This window comes from Paenibacillus cymbidii, assembly GCF_004764705.1.
Classification (GTDB): domain Bacteria; phylum Bacillota; class Bacilli; order Paenibacillales; family NBRC-103111; genus Paenibacillus_AN; species Paenibacillus_AN cymbidii.
In genome coordinates, this window is sequence record NZ_SHLX01000057.1 from 16,599 (window position 1) to 34,761 (window position 18,163).

The window sequence follows — 18,163 nt, forward strand, 5'->3', positions numbered from 1 at the left end:
AAAGGACCAATTTGAGCTGTCCAGACGGAAATAGCCAGTGTTTTCACTGGTTATTTTCGATGGACCGGGTGAAAAGAAGCCAATAAGCCATTTTTTGTTGGCTATTTCGCGCAAGTGCCGGGAGAGAGCGACCTGCCGCGGCTCCCCCGCCTCGCCTCGTCTCGCCTGGCCTAGCCTTCCAGCAGCAGCGTTTCGGGATCCTCGAGCATTTCCTTCAGCGTCACCAGGAAACGAACGGCCTCGGCTCCGTCGACGATGCGATGGTCGTACGACAGCGCCACATACATCATCGGCCGGTTCGCCATCCGCTCTTCGTCGAGCGCGATCGGGCGCCACTGGATTTTGTGCATGCCGAGAATGCCGACCTGCGGCGTGTTCAGGATCGGCGTCGACAGCAGCGAACCGAACACGCCGCCGTTCGTGATCGAGAACGTGCCGCCTTGCAGGTCGGTCAGCTGGAGCGTGTTGCTCCGCGCCCGGTTCGCCAGATCGGCGATGCGCTTCTCGATTTCGGCGAAGCTGAGCCGGTCTGCGTCGCGTACAACGGGGACGACCAGGCCTTCCTTGGCGGCGACGGCGATGCCGATGTCGTAAAATTTTTTGATGTGGATGGAGTCGCCTTCGATTTCGGCGTTCAGCAGCGGAAACGCCTTGAGCGCGCCGACGACCGCTTTGGTGAAGAAGGACATGAAGCCGAGCCCGACTTCGTGCTTCTCCTGGAACGATTGCTTCCGCCGCTTGCGGAGCTCCATGATGTTCGTCATGTCGACTTCGTTGAACGTCGTCAGCATCGCCGCGGTGCGCTGCGCTTCGACGAGCCGGCTCGCGATCGTCTGCCGGCGCCGGGACATGCGCACCGTCTCGACCGGCTTGCCGGCGTCGCCCGCAGGCGCAGCCGGAGCTGCCGCTGCGACGCCGGCCGCCGTGCTGCTATCCGTCGGCGCCGGTGCGGGCTGCGCCGGCGCTGGCGCCGCGGGCGCTTGCTCCGCCGCGTTCGCCACGTCGTCGCGCGTGATGCGGCCGCCCGGATCGCTCGGCGTCACGCGCTGCCAATCGACGCCGCGTTCGCGCGCCAGCTTCCGCGCCGATGGCGTCGCCGCCAGCGCCTCGCGCTGCCGCTCCGCCTCCGCTGCCGCACCCGCGCTCGTCGCCGCGCTGCCGCTTGCCTGCGGCTGCTCCCTTGCCGGCGAGGCCGCCTCGCGCTGCCGCTCCGTCTCCGCCGACGCTCCCGCGCTGCCGCTGCGGATCGTGCCCAGCGTGTCGCCTGCGCGCACGATATCGCCTTCGCGCTTGGCGATTGCGCCGATCACGCCCGCTTCCGTCGCGTTCACCTGCAAATTGACCTTGTCCGTCTCCAACTCCAGCAGCAAATCGCCTTGCCGGACCGTATCGCCTTCCTTCACCATCCATTGGGCGACAGTGCCTTCGGCGATCGATTCGCCCATCTCGGGCACTTTGATATCCGCCATCTATCGTTCCTCCTATCGATCTTGTCCGATCAAGCTGCGGTTGAGCGCATCGGCGATCAGCCGGTTCTGCTCGATGCCGTGCACCTGCTGGAAGCCGCTCGCCGTACTGGCGCGTGCCCTTCGCCCGGCGTAACGCACCGCCAGCCTGCCGGCGGCCGCCTTGTCCAGACGCGGCTCCATGAACCGCCACGCGCCCATATTGCGCGGCTCCTCCTGCAGCCACACCAGCTCCTTCGCATTCGCGAACCGCCGCAGCCCAGCGGCGATCGCCTCCTCCGGAAAAGGATACAGCTGCTCGACGCGGATCACATGCAGCCAGCTGTAATCCGGCGCGTCCTTGCCGGCCATCGCTTCCTCCAGGTCAATCGCCACCTTTCCGCTGCAGAGCACAATGCGCTCCACCTGCTCCGCCCGAGCCGCCTGCTCCGCCCGAGCCGCCTGCCCCTGGCCCGCATCGCCGGCACTTCCTCCCGGCCGCTCCAAGATCGGCTGGAAGGTTCCTTCCGTGAACTCCTTGCCGGACGAAGCGACGCGCGGATGGCGGATGAGGCTTTTCGGCGCCATGACGATCAGCGGGTTCGCCCGCCCCGCGGCGATCAGCGCCGCCTGCCGCCGCAGTAGATGGAAATACTGCGCCGCCCGCGTCAAATTGACTACCGTCCAGTTGTTTTCGCCAGACAGCTGCAAGTACCGCTCCAGCCTCGCGCTGGAATGCTCCGGCCCCTGCCCTTCGTAACCGTGGGGCAGCAGCAGCGTCAAGCTTGACGGTTGGCGCCATTTGCTGCGCCCGGCGGCCAGAAACTGGTCGATAATCACCTGCCCCGCATTGGCAAAATCGCCATACTGCGCCTCCCAAATGACGAACGTTTCCGGCGCATATACGTTGTAGCCGTATTCGAAGCCGAGCACAGCCGCTTCGGACAGCGGGCTGTTGTAGATGGCGAACGACGCTGCCGCCTCCGGCAGCGCATGCAGCGGGCAATACGTGCCGCCCGTCTTCGCGTCGTGCAGCACCAGCTGCCGGTGCGCGAACGTGCCGCGCTGCGTGTCCTGACCGCTAAGCCGGATCGGCGTGCCGTCCTGCACAATCGCCGCAAAAGCCAGCGTCTCCGCATGCCCCCAATCGACGGCGCCGTCTTCCTCCAGCGCCTTCGCCCGCCGCTCCAGAATGCGCTGCAGCTTCGCGTAAGGCGTAAACCCTTGCGGCCGCAGCAGCAGCGCGTCGTTGATCGCCCGCAGCCGCGCCTCGGGCACCGCCGTAGCCGGCTCGCCGGCCTGCCCTTTCGCTTCCCCGCCGGCGGCGGGGGTTGCAGCCGCTGCCGCCGCCAAGGCCGGCGGTTTGCCGGCTCCCTCGCCCGACTCGCCGCGCATTGCGTCGTACGCCGCCTGCAGCTTCGCCAGCGCATCCTGCTTCAACCGCTCCGCCTGCTCCGCTGCTACCGTACCTTCGGCAATGAGCTTTGCCGCGTAAAGCGCCGCTGCCGTTTGGTGCTCGCGCACCTTCGCGTACATGAGCGGCTGCGTCGTTTCGGGATCGTCCGACTCGTTATGCCCGTACCGGCGATACCCGATCAAGTCGATCAGAAAATCCTTGCGGAACCGGCTCCGATAAGCGCAGGCCAGCCGTACCGCCGCCAGGCACGCTTCCGGATCGTCCGCGTTAACGTGGACGATCGGGATCTCGAACCCTTTGGCCAAATCGCTGGCATAGTGCGTCGACCTCCCGTCCTCGCTGTCCGTGGTGAAGCCGAGGCCGTTGTTGGCGATAACGTGAATCGAGCCGCCGTTGTTGAAGCCCTGCAGCGAGCCGAGGTTGAGCGCTTCCGCCACCACCCCTTCCCCGGCAAAAGCGGCATCCCCGTGAATCAGAATCGCCGCCGCCTTGTTGACGTTCTGCTGCGGGGCGCCCGCGCGGCCCCGATCGTCCTGCGCGGCGCGCGCGTAGCCTTGCACGACGGGGTTGACGAACTCGAGGTGGCTCGGGTTGTTCGCCAGCACGAGGCGCATCAGATGTCCTTCGCCTTCGTCCACGCTGCGCCTTGCGCCGAGATGGTATTTGACATCGCCGCTCCAGCCGAAATTGATGCCGGTCGAACCTTCCGACGGCACAAGCGCCTTGTTCGGCGCATGGTGGAACTCGGCGAAAATATTCGCATACGGCTTGCCCAAAATATGCGCCAGCACGTTCAATCGGCCGCGATGCGCCATGCCGATCATGACCTGGCTGCAGCCTTGCCGCGCCAGCTCGCGCACGGCTTCGTCCAGCAGCGGCACCATCGCGTCGATGCCTTCGGCCGAAAATCGCTTCTGCCCGACGAACGTCATCTGCAGGTACTGTTCGAACTGCTCCGTTTCCACAAGCCGTTCGAGCAACGCCACACGTTCGGCGGCGGAAAGCGGGGCGGCGCCCGCTTTTTCCACTTGTTCGTTCAGCCAGTCCCGTTCCTGCTCCTCGTGCACATGGGCAAACTCGTAAGCCGTTGTCCCCGTGTAAGCAACGCGCAGCCGTTCGATCGCCTCGCGCGCGTTCATGCCTTGCGCCGGGGCATGCTCCCAGATGACGTCGGCCGGGATCGCTTCCAGCTCGCTTTCCCTCAGCCCGTAGCCCTGCGGCTCCAGCAGTCGGGTATCCGCCTTCGGCGTCAGCGCCAGCGGATCGATATTCGCGGCCAGATGGCCGTACGCGCGAATATTCGCCACCAGCTTGCCCGCCGCCGCCGCGACGCGCAGCGCTGTCGTTCCGACGCCGGCCGGTCCCGCAGCTGCGTTCCCGCCGCCGGTCGCCGGCCGCGCCGATTCAGGCGCTCCCCAGGCGCCGAACAGCTCGCGCATCGCCGGCTCCACCGATGCCGGATCGGCCGCATAGCGGTCGTATTGCTCCATGACATAGCCCAAATTGGGCCCGCTGTATGCTTGCCAGAAGCGTTCCGTATCGGAAAGCTTGCCTTCCATTCGCCCATCCTCCCTCGTACAAGGTTGCCTTCTCCGGGCATATCCTTATGCTTACCCCTTTTTTTACCTAGTATAGATTGCACAAGTCATATAAAATAGGACTTATTTTATATGTTATTGTTCTATTATTGAGATGGTTTTCCCGCAAAAGTTGGCGGACGCGAAGCATTTAGCGCAGGTTTCCTGCGCTGCAGTGCCCTCACGGGCTCTCCGCGGCGCGTTTAGCGCAGGTTACCTGCGCTGCAGCGCCCGCTCCTTTTCCTTGCGTCGGCCGTCACTCCGTCGCCAATTTCGATTGCTCGCTGATCGCCGTGCCGACCGGCTTGCCTTCGCAAATGTCGCGCATTGCGCCCGGCCGGTCGAAGTTGAACACATGCATCGGCAGCCCGTAGTCGCGGGCCAGGATGAACGCCGATTGGTCCATGACGCGGAGATCGTGCTGCAGCACATCGTTGTAATGCAGCGAAACGAATCGTTGGGCGGCCTTGTCCCGCTTCGGATCGGCGTCGTATACGCCGTCCACGCCTTGCTTGGCGACGAGCAGCGCGTCGCAGTTCACTTCAATCGCCCGCTGCACCGACGGATAGTCGGTCGTCACGTACGGCTGCCCGTTGCCGCCGGCGAAGATGACCACATACCCTTTCTCCAAATGGTGGACGGCCCGCAGCCGGATATACGGCTCCGCCACGGAGGCGATCGGAATGGCCGTCATGACGCGCACCTCCTTGTCCGTCCTGGCCTTAAGCACGCCGCGCAGCATCAGGCTGTTGATCACCGTCGCCAACGTCCCGATATTGTCGGCCTCCGCCCGCTCAATCCCCCACATCTCCGCCATATTGCCGCGAAAAATGTTGCCGCCGCCGATCACGATCGACACTTCGACTCCCAATGCCACAATGGACATGATTTCGTCCGCAATATAGGCCAGCCGTTCGGGCGCAAATCCGAACTCCTCGCCGCCCGCCACCGCCCCGCCGCTCAGCTTCACCAACACTCTCCCATACTTGACCATCCGCGCACCTCCACCTATTTTCTCCCCGCGACGGGGTACAACAAAAAACACGAAAGCGGCGAACGCTTTCGTGTTTCGAAGGAATGGGAAAAGGAAAAGAGCGCTGCACAACCGTCGCCTTCGCGCCTCCGCCTCATGCTCCCACTCCCTTCCAGATGTGGTCATCGCTTTATTGTAGCGCGATTTCGCGCCGTCCGCAACGCCGCGCCTCCACGCTCCCTACGCCACCTCCTCTTCCGCCACGCTGCCGCCGGCCCCCGCTTTTGCTATAATCGAATCAACTGACAGGAAAGGAACGATTCCCGTGACCCACGACGACATTATCGCCTATGGCCTGAAGAAACGCGGCGCCGCCTTGCGCTACCCATTCGATCCGCAACTGCCGGTCCTGTTCGTCGGAAGCAAAATATTCGCCCTGCTCGGCTCGCACACCGGCAGCCCGAGCGTTAACCTGAAGGCGGATCCCGAAGACGCCTGGCTGCAGCGCCAGCAGTACCCGGCCGCCGTCACGCCCGGCTATCATATGAACAAGCGGCACTGGAACACGGTGCATCTGGACGGAACCGTGCCGGGCGACGAGCTGAAGCTGATGATCGACGAATCGTACCTGCTGGCCGCCCGTTCGCTGCGCAAGTACGAGAAGGAGGAAATCGGCTTCCCGACAGGAGCCGTTTGATTTGAAACCGCCGGTTCGATATGGGACAATACGTAACGATACGAACGATACGAACACAACGGAGGTTGCGGACGACGATGAGAACAATCAAGCTGGGCACCAGCGCGCTCGAAGTGCCGGTCATTGCGGTAGGCTGCATGCGCATGAACGCGCTGAGCGGCGCCGAAGCGGAGAAGTTTGTGCGGACGGCGATGGAGCTGGGAGCGAATTTCTTCGAACATGCGGACATTTACGGCGGCGGCAAATGCGAAGAAATTTTCGCGGACGCCATTCAAATGAACAGCAATATTCGCGAGCAGATTATATTGCAGTCCAAATGCGGCATCCGCAAAGGATCGTTCGACTTCTCCAAGGAGCACATTCTGGCTTCGGTCGACGGCATCCTGCAGCGGCTGCGCACCGACTATCTGGACGTGCTGCTGCTGCATCGCCCGGACGCGCTCGTCGAGCCGGAGGAAGTGGCGGAAGCGTTCGACCAGTTGGAGCGCTCCGGCAAGGTGCGCCACTTTGGCGTGTCCAACCAGAAGCCCCTGCAGATCGAGCTGCTGAAAAAGTTCGTCAAACAGCCGCTTGTCGCCAACCAGTTGCAGCTGAGCATCACGAACGCGACGATGATTTCGAACGGCATCAACGTCAACATGGAGAACGAATCGGCCGTGGACCGCGACGGCAGCATTCTCGACTACTGCCGCTTGCACGACATCACGATTCAACCCTGGTCGCCGTTCCAGTACGGCTTCTTCGAAGGCGTTTTCCTCGGCAGCGACAAGTTCCCGGCGCTCAATCGGAAGATCGACGAAGTTGCCGCCCGCTACGGCGTCAGCAACACGACGATCGCCATCGCCTGGCTGCTGCGCCACCCGGCGAACATGCAGCCGGTCATCGGCACGATGAATCCGGAGCGGCTGCGCGACTGCGTGCAAGCAAGCGATATTCGGCTGACGCGGGAAGAGTGGTACGACATTTATCGCGCGGCGGGCAATATTTTGCCGTAAGCGGTTCAAAATAGGCCCTGTTTTCTTGCCTATTTCGCCAAAAACGGGCCGTCCATACGAAATAGCCAGTGATTTCACTGGCTATTTCGCTTGGAGTGCCTATTTGAAGGCGATCTAGGGCAAATAACCAGTGTTTTTACTGGCTATTGCAGGCGGCCGGTGCCGATCTGGGGCAATAGGCCATTTTTCATGGGCTATTTTCGTTGTCCAGCAAGAAATCGGGCCACTCAGGGGGCGGCTCGCCAGGAGCAGCCGGACGCCCTTCCTCTCCCCTACTGAAATCCCGGAAAATCGGCCAACGCGGACATGCGCAGAAAGAAGAGCACGATGGCGATCGCCGCGATCAGCAGGATCGGGAACATCTCCTTCAGCGAATCCCTGACCCGCACATGCGTCAAAATGCCGCCGATCCCGACGAGCGCGAGCAGCAGCGCGCCCGCGGCCGTCCAGCTGTCGTCCCAGTAGCCGACGATAAGCGCAGCGGCGGCGACCAGCTGCACGAACCCCGTCACAACGCGAAACCATTGCGGCAGCCGCCAGCGAGTGAAGTTGTCGACATGCATTTTAACTCCCGCCATCTTGCTCAGACCGGCCATGACGAACATAAGCGCCAGCAAGCTTTGCAACACAATGACCAAGATATCCATGAAAACAAGGCCCCTTTCTCCGCTCCTTAAATTGTGCTTGACCGAGGCACAGTAAAACGGAAAAAAAATTATTCCTTCGCTTAACCTCCGCTAACCATCGCTTCAATTGCAACTTTTATAAGCACATATTAGACGGTTTCCCGCCATTTGTCCAGACGTTTCCGCCAAATTAATGTTCAAAAAATTCGACCCGGTTCATAACGTCCTTCACTGTATACTTGCGCAAGTAATCGATCGTCTGCCGCTCGGTTTCGATCAGAATTTTCTCCAGCTCGGCGTCCAGCTGCTCGCCGGCTTGGCCGCAGGGACCGCCTGCTCCCTGCTCAGACGGGCACGAGCTGACAGCGGCGTACACTTCGCCCAGCGTAATCTGGTCGGCCGGACGGCGCAGCGTGTACCCGCCCTCGCGGCCGCCCTTGGATTCGACGAAGCCGTTCATCGTCAGCATCTGCATGACCCTGCGCATGAAGGTGGCGTGCGAATCGACCTGACTGGCGATCGTCGCGCTCGACAGCGTGCCGCCGCTTTTGGCCAGCCAGACGATGGCGTGGATGGCGATCTTGAAACGAGGAGGACCGATGTTTATGCCGCGGCTTGCCGTACTCATCCCCACTCACTCCCCCGTTAATGGCACCTGTATGCCGCACATTATAGAACAATCAAGAGGGATGTTCAAGCATGTCCCGCTCCAGCCACGCTTTCCGCAGCAATCGAACGCCGCGCTCCATCTCCTCCTCCGTGACGCTGCCGAAGCCCGCGTACAGGCGCGTGCCGCCATCCCGGCTTCCTTCCTCGTGCTGCGCCCCGTATACGCGTACGCCGGCTTGCCGCGCCAGCGCGATCAGCCGCTCGCCGCCGCCGAGTTCGGCCGCCGTCGCCAGCTCCAGCTGCAGGCCGCTGCTGCCGTCGTCCACGCGCACGAAGGGCGACAGCTCCCGCTCGATCAACCGGCAGAGCAAATCCCGCTTGGCGCGGTAACGCTTGCGGATTCGCTTCAGGTGCCGATACCAGTGGCCCCGCTCCATGAACACGCCCATCGCCAATTGATCCAATCGCGACGGACACGACAGAAGCGACTCGACCGTGCCGAGACGCCCCGCCAAACGCAGCGGAAGCACCATATAGTTCATGCGCAGCGCCGGCGTAAACGCCTTCGAGAAGGTGCCGACGTAGATCACCGCGCCGTGGCGGTCCGCCGCCTGCAGCGCCGGCACCGGTTTGCCGCCATAACGGAACTCGCCGTCATAATCGTCTTCGATGACATAGAGGCCGTTCGCCGCCGCCCAGCCGAGCAGCCGCTCTTTCCTGTCGTTGGTGAGCGGCTTGCCGGCCGGCCGGTGCGATGGCGTCACATACACCGCCTGCAGCGGCGGCGCCTCCGAATCCTGCGCCGCGCCGGCGTCGTCGAACAGCGCAACCGGCACCGGGTTGAACCCGTGCTGACGGAAGATGCTCCCTACCTGCGCGAAGCTGGTTTGCTCGAAAGCGACCCTTCCCGCGCCGCCGAGCAGCTGCTTGATGAGAAACAGGCTGTAGGAGAAGCCGGTGCCGACCACGATCCGCTCCGGTTCGCATCGAACGCCGCGCGACTGCTGCAAGTAGTGCGCCACATGCTCGCGCAGCGCACGCTCCCCTTGGGGATCGCCGTATTCGTGCAGCAGCGCGCGATAGCGCGTCGTCGCTTCGCCGAGCGCCGACCGCCACGCTTTGGCCGGGAACGAGTCCGGGTCCACATGGAGCAGGTGAAAATCGACCGTTCGCTCCGCTGCGGACGCCGCGGTCGATGCGCTGGCCGCCGCCTTTTGCCGCCGCTTCGTTCCCGTCTCCGGTTCTGTCGCTTCGCCCGCTCCGGCAGCGCCAACGACAACAAAACCGCTCTTCGGCTTGCTGTAAACGCAGCCTTCCGAGAGCAGCAGTTGGTACGCCGATTCGACGGTCGTTTTGCTCACCTGCAGCTGCTGCTGCGCCGCGCGCACGGACGGCAGCCTGGCGCCTTCCGGCAGCGTTCCGTCCTCCATCATCCGCCGAAAGTGCCGGTACAGCCGCATATAGAGCGGACCGGCCTCTTGCTCGGACAACGCGGACAATGTCAAATCGAACATGGCACCGCCTCCATCTGACCCCTGATTTATTTTGCCTACTGCGCCTTTCGGGCAGGTTACTTGAAGTATATGCTGAGATTCAGACGGAACGCAACGTTCCGATCACCGATCCGAAAAGAGAAGAGAAGAAAGGCAGGCGATTGCGTATGACCACCCCGGAAGATCGGCTGCGCCGGCTCGGCATCACGCTGCCGGAGGTAAGCGCGCCCGCGGCCAATTACGCCAACTTCGCGCTGGCAGGCGGCTTGTTGTTCATCTCCGGTAAAGGCCCGGCAGGCCATCCGCGCGGCAAGCTGGGCGCAGAGCTGACCACGGAGGAAGGCTACCGGTTCGCCCGGGCGGCAGGGATCGAAGCGCTGGCCGCGGCCAAAGCGGCGATCGGCCGTTTGGACCGGGTGAAACGGGTCGTGAAGGTGCAAGGGTTCGTGAACGCTGCGCCGGATTTCGAGGAGCCCCATCTGGTGCTGAACGGCTGCTCCGACCTGATGATCGACGCGTTCGGTCCGAACGGCGCGCACGCGCGCTCCGTGCTGGGCGCCGCCTCGCTGCGCGGCCAACTGCCGGTCATCGTGGATTGCATCTTCGAAGTGGAGAACGAGGAAAGAGAGGGATCGGAAGATGAAAATGGCGGTTATTATGTTTGACGACATGACGACGCTTGATTTTGCCGGGTTCCTGACTGCGGTCACCTGGCTGAAACGACTCGGATACCGGGACGATCTGAGCTGGCAGTATTGCGCCATCGGCCCTTCGGCAACGGACGACCGAGGCATGGTCATCGCCGCCGACGCCGTCCGGCCCGATCTCGGCGCATACGATCTTGTGCTCGTCCCCGGCGGCATGGCGACGCGCCGACTGATCCATGACCTCTCGTTCATGGAGTGGATCGGAACGGCCGGTCCCACAACCTACAAGACATCCGTCTGCACCGGCGCGCTCCTGCTCGGAGCGGCGGGCTTCCTTGCCGGCAAGCGGGCCACGACCAATCCGCTGGCTTATGAACTGCTGGAGCCTTACTGCCTGGAAACGGTGCGCCGGCGGGTCGTGCGCGACGGCCATGTGTTCACCGGCGGCGGCATTACCGCGTCGGTCGATCTCGGGATTTTCTTCGTTGCGACGATCGCGGGCGAAGCGGTCGCGTGCGATGTGCAGCGGCATATGGATTATCCGTATTATGCCGGTGAGGACACTCGCGATTTACCCGGCGCGTAGCCTTGGCTTATAATGGCGTCACAGACATACTCCATGGAAAGGTCAGGTTCCCATGCCATGAGCAGACTTGACGCCGTATTTTCCGCTTTTCCCGCCTTGCGAACGGAGCGGCTCGTGATGCGCCGCATCGAAGAGAAGGATGCCGCCGACGTCTTCGCCTTTTATGCCGACCCGCTCGTTACCCGCTACCTGGACTGGTTTGGCCCGTCCACCGTCGACGAAACGCAAGCGCTGATCGGCTCGTGGCAGCAAGCGTTCGCGGAGAGGCGGCTGCTCCCGTGGGGCATCGGATTGCGCCCCGAGAGCGAGGAGGCCGCAGTGCCGCCCGTCATCGGCACGGTCATGCTGATGCCGGCGCGCGGCACGTTCGACGACATCCCGCGCTTCCCGCTTACGCTCGGGTACGACTTGCACCCGTCCTGTTGGAACCGGGGCGTGATGTACGAAGCGCTGCAAGCCGCGCTCGCGTTCAGCCGGACGTACCTTCGTCCGCACCGGATTCAGGCGGAAGTGCGCGAAGGCAACGCCGCTTCGCTGCGGCTGCTGCAGAAGCTCGGCTTCGAGCAGGAGGGCGTGCTGCGGCAATATGCGATGCACGAGGTAACGCAAGAGTATCTGGACATGGTCATGATGGCGCTGCTGACGAAGTAGGCGAGGCCGCTCACTTGTGGTTTTCAAAAAACAGCGCCGGCCCGTTCACCAGCGCAGCCGCTTCCTCCTCCGTGCCGAACATGCCGTAAGCGAGCATCAGCTTGACCAGGGCGGCTTCGATCGACACGTTCTCCATGGCCACGGCACCCGCTTGCAGCATGGCAACTGACGAAGCGTACAAGTCGCCCGACGCATTTTTGATCGGCGCCGCGTATACGGTCACACCGTATGACCGGCAATAGGCGATGAAACGGTGGAACGAATATTGGCCGCCTTCCGCCTCCCGGGTGCATGCCGTACCCGAATGGTACAAGTCGTGCAGCACCGCCTTCGGCCGCCGATGCGCAAAATCGAACCACTCATAATTCGTCCCCGGATAAGGACGGATATACAGAATGTCCGTGGAGAAGGCGAGCCGGCCGAACGGAAACACCCGCCCCCTCGTCTGCTGCGCGTGCAGCCGCTCCGGCGACGGATTCAGCGGATGCGGATCGGGCACGAACTTCCCGTTCTTCATCCGTCCGAACGGCACGTCGTACGTGCTGGCGTACTGATCGGTGAACGGCGCCGCCTGCAGCAGCCGCGTGCCCAGATGGACGACCGATTCCCCCTTGTCGTTCTCGTACACGACGAATACGCCGGGCAATCGCCTGTCCAGTATAAAATCAATGGCATCCCCGAAATTGCGCTGCCCGACGTTGCGAGGATCGTCCAATGGATAGTTGCTCGCCGTCAGTACGAGCGGTACCCGGATGTCGTGAAACGCATAACTCAAACACGCCGCCGTGTACGCCAGCGTGTCGCTGCCGTGCGTCACGATCACGCCGTCGTATTGCGCCATATCGGCTTCCTGCAAGCTGGCGGCCAGGGTCAGCCAGTCGGCGGGAAGCATATTTTCGCTCAGGATGTTCAGCGGCTGCTTCGTTTCGAACGCAACGCCGCGATTGCCGGGAGAAGCGCGATAAGCTTCGATCAGCCGGTACGCCGCCGCGGCATCGACGTCGATTGTGCGGTCGCTTTTTCGGCTGCCGATCGTTCCGCCCGTAAACATGACCAGCATGGTCGCCATTTCCGTCATCCCCTTCTGCAATTGAAAATAGGCCATGAAAAATGGCTGTCGATTAACTGTTTATCACTTAATCTGCGAGGCGCACGAAATTATATGCGAAAAATCATCTATAATGAAGGGTGAACCTGCCAATTCCAGCGATTATATGCGATATTTCATACATAATTCGCGATTTTAGCCGCATTTTCGAAATTATATGCGAAAAATCATCTATAATCTCTGCAGCCATCCGTACTCGCCAATCGATCCACAGTTAATCGACAGCCTCGAAAAGCGGCATATTTCGCCACAACCGGGTGCCTCACTAGCTTAACCCGAAACAGCCGCCGCGAACAGACCGCCGCTGCCGGATAATTTCCGGGCCGGACACGGCAGCGGCCGGCCCTCCGCAGAGAGCCGGCCGCTGAACGCAACCGCGCCGGTTTATTGCGCCGCCGCTTCCGCCCGTGCGGCCCCGCCTTTCGCCGCGCGCGGCTGCTTCCGCCCGGCGGCGAGCAGCAGCGCAAGGAAGGCAACGCCGATCCAGATCAGCACTGCCGCAGGACCTCCCGCCGCATCCAGGCCGCCGAAGTACATGACCTCGCGCAGCCCCGCGGCGGCGAACCGCAGCGGCGTCCACGAATAGATCCAATCCTGCGTCGTCTGCGACAGAAACTCGGGCGCCATGTTCAGCAGCGGCATCGAGAAGAACATCAGCAGCACAAGAATGCCCATGGCCGGGAAACCGATCCAATTGAGCAGCGCCGACTGGAGCAGGAAGAACACGGCGCCGACCAGCCACAGAAACAGCCACGTATCGCCGGCCCGGGCCAGCTCCATGCCGTACCACGATCCGGCCATCCAGACGAGGAAGCCGGACGCAGCGCCGGTCAGCGCCAGACCCAATACCGACTGCCATGCGAAAGCCGGCCATTTGCTCGCTCCCGCCCGGAGGGCCGCGCCGCGGGCCAGAAACAGCAGCATCGCGGCAACGAGACTGCCGATCCACATGATTTGCGTCAGCATGCCCGGCGCGTTGCCGGAGGCGTTGCGGGCGCCTGCCGCGTGCACCGTCTCCTCCTGTACGTTCATCGGTGCGAGCAGCGCCTTCGCCGCGGCCAGCGGAACTTGCTGCGTCTGCTGCCCCAGCTTGTCGAGCAGCGACTTCGACAGCTCCGCGTTCGCCATCCGCATCGCCTGGCCGAGCCCTTGCTTCACGACCGTCGCCGCCTGCGCGTTCAGACCGTCATTGCCAATTACCTTGACGGTCGCCGGCTTTGGCGCCACCCCCGTCAAAGACGCCACGCCGACGCTCAGATCGGCCGGCAGCACCAGCGCGCCGTAGTAGTCGCGCCCGTCCATTCCCGCACGCGCCTCCTCCTCCGAACCGAGCACCGTCCAACGAAACGGCAGCTGCCCGTTTGCCGTCAGCTTCTCCTTGAGTTGTTCGCCTACCGCCAGCGTGTCGCCGTTCGGCAGCTTCACCGGCTGGTCCTGCACCACCAGCGCCACCGGAATTTCCTTCGGTGCCGTCCCCAGCACCGACCCCATCATCGCCGCGCCGAACACGACCAGAACGACCAGCACGGCAACCGCTCCGATCCAGACAAACTTTTGCTTGAAAATCGCCATCCCCGCTCACCTATCCTTCATTTTAATGAATATTGTGTTGATTACTGATCATATTGTCCATTATAATCGAGGGATCATCAGGCGCAATAACCAGTATCGGCGTCGCTGTCGATTACTCGTCACCGGCGGCGCGATTTGTTCAGTAACGTTGAAAAAAAGAGGAGGAACCCGTCATGTCCGCCACCCCCGCCAAACCCGACCGCCGTCAAGTCCGCACGAAACAGCTGCTATACCGGGCCTTGATGGAGCTGATCAAAGAGAAAGGCGTCGCGAACGTCACCGTCACCGATTTGACGAACCGTGCCGAAGTGAACCGCGGCACGTTTTATTTGCATTACCGGGACGTGCCCGACATGCTCGAGCAGTTGAAAGACGAAGTGTTCGAGAGCATCCGCGGCTGCGTCGTCAAGCTGAGCATTCCCCAGGCGATGAAACATGCCGACCGCAACGAAGTTTATCCGGCCAGCATCCGGATCTTCGAGGAATTCGCGCGCCACGCCGACTTCCTGCAGCTCATGTTCGGGGCCAAGGGCGACTTGTCGTTCGCGCTGCGGTTCCGCAAGCTGATCGAATCGCACATTACGAGCCAAATTGACTTGAAGCACATTCAGGCGCCGATCGATTACATCATCGCTTACATGGCATCGGCCAACTTCGGTCTCATCATGCACTGGCTCGAAAGCGGCAGAAACCAGACGCCGGAACAGATGAGCAAGCTGTTGATGCGCATCATCAACTTCGGTCCGATGGTGGCGTTCGGCATCCGCGACTTTCCCGCGCCCCGGAATTAACGCCGACTCCCCCGTTTATCCTTTTTGTAAAGGTGCCGAACCTTGCAGAAAATGGTTCCCATCGCGGTTTTTCTGTGTTATTTTGAAACCATGGTTTTGTGGGAAAAGCGTGAAAAATGCGACTTTCGCAGCTTGCAAAGGAGGGATATGAGAAAACGCGATCGGCCTGACAGTCTTGGATTGGTTTTGTGGAAGCATCAACGACTTCCGAATCGGTTTGCATGTCAACATCATCTCTGGAGGGACAACTGCAATGAAATTGACCATTGGCCGCAAATTGATGGGGTCGTTTTTGACCATTGCCGTCTTGCTTGTAATTACGAACGGCTTGTCCTTCTACTATTTGAAAAAAATCGATTCCGCCCACGCCGATCTTATCGAAAGGCGAGCCGTGATTCTGTCGAATGCGAAAGAGATGCAGCTCGAAGCCGCCAATCAGTCCGGCGCCATCCGCGGCTTCATCCTGACGAAAAATCCGGTGATGAAGACGCAGCTGCAGCGCGCGTACGACAAGCTGAACGAGTTGGTCGGACTGACGCTCCCGCTGGTCGAAGAGGACGAGGACATCCGGAAGCTGAACAGCCTGAGCGAGCTCAACAAGCAGTTCAAGGCGAAGTACGACGAACTCCTGCAGATGGTGCAAAATAATGCGGACGCCACGCAAATCGTCGACTATTACACGAATACGGTGCTGCCGTTCGGCAGCCAGCTGGATCCGATTGCCGACGAGATCGCGGGCGGCCAACAAGAGCTGATGGACCGGGGCGCCCAATCCAATACGGCCCTTGTCGAATCCGCCGTGACGCTCGTTTCCGTCATCAGCGCGATTGCGGTCATTTTGGCGCTGTCGATCGGCTATTTGTTGTCCCGTCTCATTTCGCGGCCGATTGCCGCTATGGAGAAGACGGCCCGAAGCATCGCCGCGGGCGACTTGTCCGTCGATCAGATCCGCGTGACCAACAAGGACGAGATCGGCGCGCTCGCCGCCTCCTTCAACGGAATGAGCGCCAATCTGCGCGAACTGATCCGGCAAGCAAGCCTGAGCGCCGAACAAGTGGCGGCCGCTTCGGAAGAGCTGACCGCCAGCGCGGAACAGACGAGCCGGGCATCGGAGACGATCGCCGAAACGATCCAGGAAGTCGTCGTCAGCTCGGAGAAACAGGCAACCAGCGTGGAAGAAAGCGTGCGCGCGATGGGGGAAATGTCCGCCGGCGTGCAGCAGATCGCGGCAGGCGCCCAAACGGCCGCATCGGCTTCGCTTCAGGCGGCCCAAAAGACGATCGACGGCCACCATGCCATCCGGTCGGCGGTCAGCCAGATGCAGTCGATTCAAGCTTCTTACGCCCATCTGTCGGACGAGGTGCGGGAGATGGGGGACCGTTCCGGGGAGATCGGCGATATTATCGATGTCATCACCGACATCGCTTCCCGCACGAACCTGCTGGCGCTTAACGCGGCCATCGAGGCGGCGCGCGCCGGCGAACAAGGGCGCGGCTTCGCCGTCGTCGCCGGCGAAGTGCGCAAGCTCGCCGAACAATCTGCGCAGTCGGCCAATCAGATTACCGCCCTCATCGTTACGATCCGCGCCAGCATCGGGAAGTCGATCGGACTGATGGACCAAGGTTCCGCGGAAATCGGCGAAGGCATGCGAATTGTCAGCTCGGCGGGGACGGCATTTGGCGAAATCCGTACCTTCGTCGAGCATGCGGCGAGCCAGGTGCAGGAAGTATCGGCCGCCTCCGAGCAGATGTCCGCCAGCTCCGCGCAAGTGGCGCATGCGTTCGATCTGATCGCCGAAGGCTCGCGCACGGTGGCGGCGGGTTCGCAGAACGTGTCCGCTACAACCGAAGAACAGCTTGCCGCCATGGAGGAAATTTCATCCTCCGCGATGCAACTGGAGCGGATGTCGGGAGAGCTGCAGGGGCTGATCGGCAAGTTCCGCATGTAAGTTACCGACGGAGGCGTTCGGTATCGGGGATCACCAATCGTTGGTCTAGGTTGCCAATAACGTACATAACATGCAAGAGCGGAAGCGGTTTGGCAACCATTCTCCCCTGCGAGGTGTCCCATGGTTCAACAAAGAGGCGTGGCTGCGGCTATCATCTTTACGTTCCTCACTTGCGGAATTTACGGCATTTACTGGTTCATCGCACTGACGAACGACGTCGGCAGGCTCAGCGGGGATTCTTCGTTCACCGGAGGCAAGCATTTCCTGCTCACCCTGGTGACGTGCGGCATCTGGAGCTACATCTGGTCCTACCAACTGGGGCAGCAGATCGCCGCGGCCCAGCGAAACCGCGGCATTCCCACGACCACCGACAACGCGGTCGTTTATTTGGTGCTCACTATCTTCGGGCTGGGGATCGTCACTTATGGACTTGCTCAAGCGGAAGTCAACAAACTGGTATAAACGTACGGCTCGCGCCCCGTGGAGCTCCGGTCTTGTCCGGGGCTCCTGTTTTGCCGTCGCCGGGCTGCTGTATCTGAAAGTATGGCTGCCGGCGACCCGCCTTGCCGTTCCGTGCGTTTTCCACGGCGTGACGGGCTTCTATTGCCCCGGCTGCGGCCTCACCCGGGCGCTGCAGGCGTATTTGCAGCTGGATGCCTGGCAAGCTTTCCGCTTCAACCTGCTCGTGCCGCTGCTGCTGCCGCTGTATGCCGCTTATGCGTTGGCGGTTCGCGCGAAGCGGAAACGCACCGGCCACGCCCTGATGGCGGCCATGCTGGCGATGACAATCGCCTTCGGCGTCCTGCGCAACTTCCCCTCCTTCGCTTGGCTCGCTCCAAACAGTCAATGAAACAGTTACTACTCAGGTACTCTCCGGCCTCGAGCGGCCACCAAGGTAGACCGGATCGAGCCTTGGAACCTGTAAACATTCCTGTAGGCGCCAAGATACGGCCTTGGACAAAAAACAGGAGCGCCTCGTATGATGGGGGTGTGACGGGTCAATAGCCCTAAAACCCACCAAGGAGGCG

17 protein-coding genes are annotated in these 18,163 nt (G+C 61.8%); 9 read left to right on the forward strand and 8 right to left on the reverse strand.

What is annotated here, in order from left to right:
* Positions 1-170: 170 nt before the first annotated feature.
* The 3 genes from odhB to pyrH all read right to left on the reverse strand — a co-directional run bounded on the left by odhB (position 171) and on the right by pyrH (position 5,433).
* Positions 171-1,469 carry a 2-oxoglutarate dehydrogenase complex dihydrolipoyllysine-residue succinyltransferase gene (gene odhB / locus EXY20_RS38010; protein ID WP_135557666.1) on the reverse strand — a complete coding sequence of 433 codons (1,299 nt, stop codon included), beginning with the start codon at positions 1,467-1,469 and terminating at the stop codon, positions 171-173.
* Positions 1,470-1,481: 12 nt separating this feature from the next.
* A complete protein-coding gene (locus EXY20_RS38015) occupies positions 1,482-4,421 on the reverse strand; it encodes a 2-oxoglutarate dehydrogenase E1 component (RefSeq protein WP_135557667.1) in 2,940 nt (979 codons plus the stop codon).
* Positions 4,422-4,695: 274 nt separating this feature from the next.
* Positions 4,696-5,433 (reverse strand): UMP kinase, encoded by a 738-nt coding sequence (pyrH, locus tag EXY20_RS38020; protein WP_135557668.1) that lies wholly within the window; start codon positions 5,431-5,433, stop codon positions 4,696-4,698.
* A 304-nt stretch (positions 5,434-5,737) separates the two neighbouring features.
* On the opposite strand from pyrH, the gene EXY20_RS38025 reads away from it, so the two are divergent.
* Positions 5,738-6,109, forward strand: a complete 372-nt coding sequence (locus tag EXY20_RS38025) for an MmcQ/YjbR family DNA-binding protein (RefSeq protein WP_135557669.1) — start codon at positions 5,738-5,740, stop codon at positions 6,107-6,109.
* Positions 6,110-6,186: 77 nt separating this feature from the next.
* Complete coding sequence (locus EXY20_RS38030; RefSeq protein WP_135557670.1) at positions 6,187-7,104, forward strand: aldo/keto reductase; 918 nt, start codon at positions 6,187-6,189, stop codon at positions 7,102-7,104.
* A gap of 272 nt (positions 7,105-7,376) precedes the next feature.
* Here EXY20_RS38030 and EXY20_RS38035 read toward each other — a convergent pair whose 3' ends face one another.
* The 3 genes from EXY20_RS38035 to pdxR all read right to left on the reverse strand — a co-directional run bounded on the left by EXY20_RS38035 (position 7,377) and on the right by pdxR (position 9,853).
* A complete protein-coding gene (locus EXY20_RS38035; RefSeq protein ID WP_135557671.1) occupies positions 7,377-7,751 on the reverse strand; it encodes a DoxX family protein in 375 nt (124 codons plus the stop codon).
* A gap of 169 nt (positions 7,752-7,920) precedes the next feature.
* Positions 7,921-8,358: an Rrf2 family transcriptional regulator gene (locus tag EXY20_RS38040; protein WP_135557672.1), complete on the reverse strand. Its 438-nt coding sequence runs from the start codon at positions 8,356-8,358 to the stop codon at positions 7,921-7,923.
* Between the two features lie 52 nt (positions 8,359-8,410).
* A complete protein-coding gene (gene pdxR, locus EXY20_RS38045) occupies positions 8,411-9,853 on the reverse strand; it encodes a MocR-like pyridoxine biosynthesis transcription factor PdxR (RefSeq protein WP_135557673.1) in 1,443 nt (480 codons plus the stop codon).
* 146 nt (positions 9,854-9,999) lie between these two features.
* On the opposite strand from pdxR, the gene EXY20_RS38050 reads away from it, so the two are divergent.
* Genes EXY20_RS38050 through EXY20_RS38060 form a run of 3 tightly spaced genes read left to right on the forward strand, consistent with a single transcriptional unit; the run spans position 10,000 to position 11,716 of the window.
* Positions 10,000-10,497, forward strand: a complete 498-nt coding sequence (locus EXY20_RS38050; RefSeq protein ID WP_135557674.1) for a RidA family protein — start codon at positions 10,000-10,002, stop codon at positions 10,495-10,497.
* Positions 10,472-11,065 carry a DJ-1/PfpI family protein gene (locus tag EXY20_RS38055; RefSeq protein ID WP_135557675.1) on the forward strand — a complete coding sequence of 198 codons (594 nt, stop codon included), beginning with the start codon at positions 10,472-10,474 and terminating at the stop codon, positions 11,063-11,065. The genes EXY20_RS38050 and EXY20_RS38055 overlap by 26 nt, the downstream gene beginning before the upstream one ends.
* Positions 11,066-11,122: 57 nt before the next feature.
* Positions 11,123-11,716 carry a GNAT family N-acetyltransferase gene (locus tag EXY20_RS38060; protein WP_167859805.1) on the forward strand — a complete coding sequence of 198 codons (594 nt, stop codon included), beginning with the start codon at positions 11,123-11,125 and terminating at the stop codon, positions 11,714-11,716.
* Positions 11,717-11,726: 10 nt separating this feature from the next.
* Here EXY20_RS38060 and EXY20_RS38065 read toward each other — a convergent pair whose 3' ends face one another.
* Together EXY20_RS38065 and EXY20_RS38070 are read right to left on the reverse strand one after the other, a co-directional pair.
* Positions 11,727-12,785 carry an asparaginase gene (locus EXY20_RS38065; protein ID WP_167859806.1) on the reverse strand — a complete coding sequence of 353 codons (1,059 nt, stop codon included), beginning with the start codon at positions 12,783-12,785 and terminating at the stop codon, positions 11,727-11,729.
* A gap of 423 nt (positions 12,786-13,208) precedes the next feature.
* Positions 13,209-14,396, reverse strand: coding sequence for a YhgE/Pip domain-containing protein (locus EXY20_RS38070; RefSeq protein ID WP_135557678.1), 1,188 nt, complete (start codon positions 14,394-14,396; stop codon positions 13,209-13,211).
* A 173-nt stretch (positions 14,397-14,569) separates the two neighbouring features.
* On the opposite strand from EXY20_RS38070, the gene EXY20_RS38075 reads away from it, so the two are divergent.
* The 4 genes from EXY20_RS38075 to EXY20_RS38090 all read left to right on the forward strand — a co-directional run bounded on the left by EXY20_RS38075 (position 14,570) and on the right by EXY20_RS38090 (position 17,985).
* Positions 14,570-15,187 carry a TetR/AcrR family transcriptional regulator gene (locus tag EXY20_RS38075; RefSeq protein ID WP_135557679.1) on the forward strand — a complete coding sequence of 206 codons (618 nt, stop codon included), beginning with the start codon at positions 14,570-14,572 and terminating at the stop codon, positions 15,185-15,187.
* Between the two features lie 253 nt (positions 15,188-15,440).
* Positions 15,441-17,135, forward strand: coding sequence for a methyl-accepting chemotaxis protein (locus tag EXY20_RS38080; RefSeq protein WP_135557680.1), 1,695 nt, complete (start codon positions 15,441-15,443; stop codon positions 17,133-17,135).
* Positions 17,136-17,255: 120 nt separating this feature from the next.
* Entirely contained in the window at positions 17,256-17,597 is a 342-nt protein-coding gene (locus EXY20_RS38085; RefSeq protein WP_135557681.1) for a DUF4234 domain-containing protein, read from the forward strand.
* The gene (locus tag EXY20_RS38090) at positions 17,560-17,985 is read left to right on the forward strand and encodes a DUF2752 domain-containing protein (RefSeq protein ID WP_135557682.1); all 426 of its coding nucleotides are present in this window, start codon (positions 17,560-17,562) and stop codon (positions 17,983-17,985) included. The genes EXY20_RS38085 and EXY20_RS38090 overlap by 38 nt, the downstream gene beginning before the upstream one ends.
* The last annotated feature ends 178 nt before the right edge of the window (positions 17,986-18,163 follow it).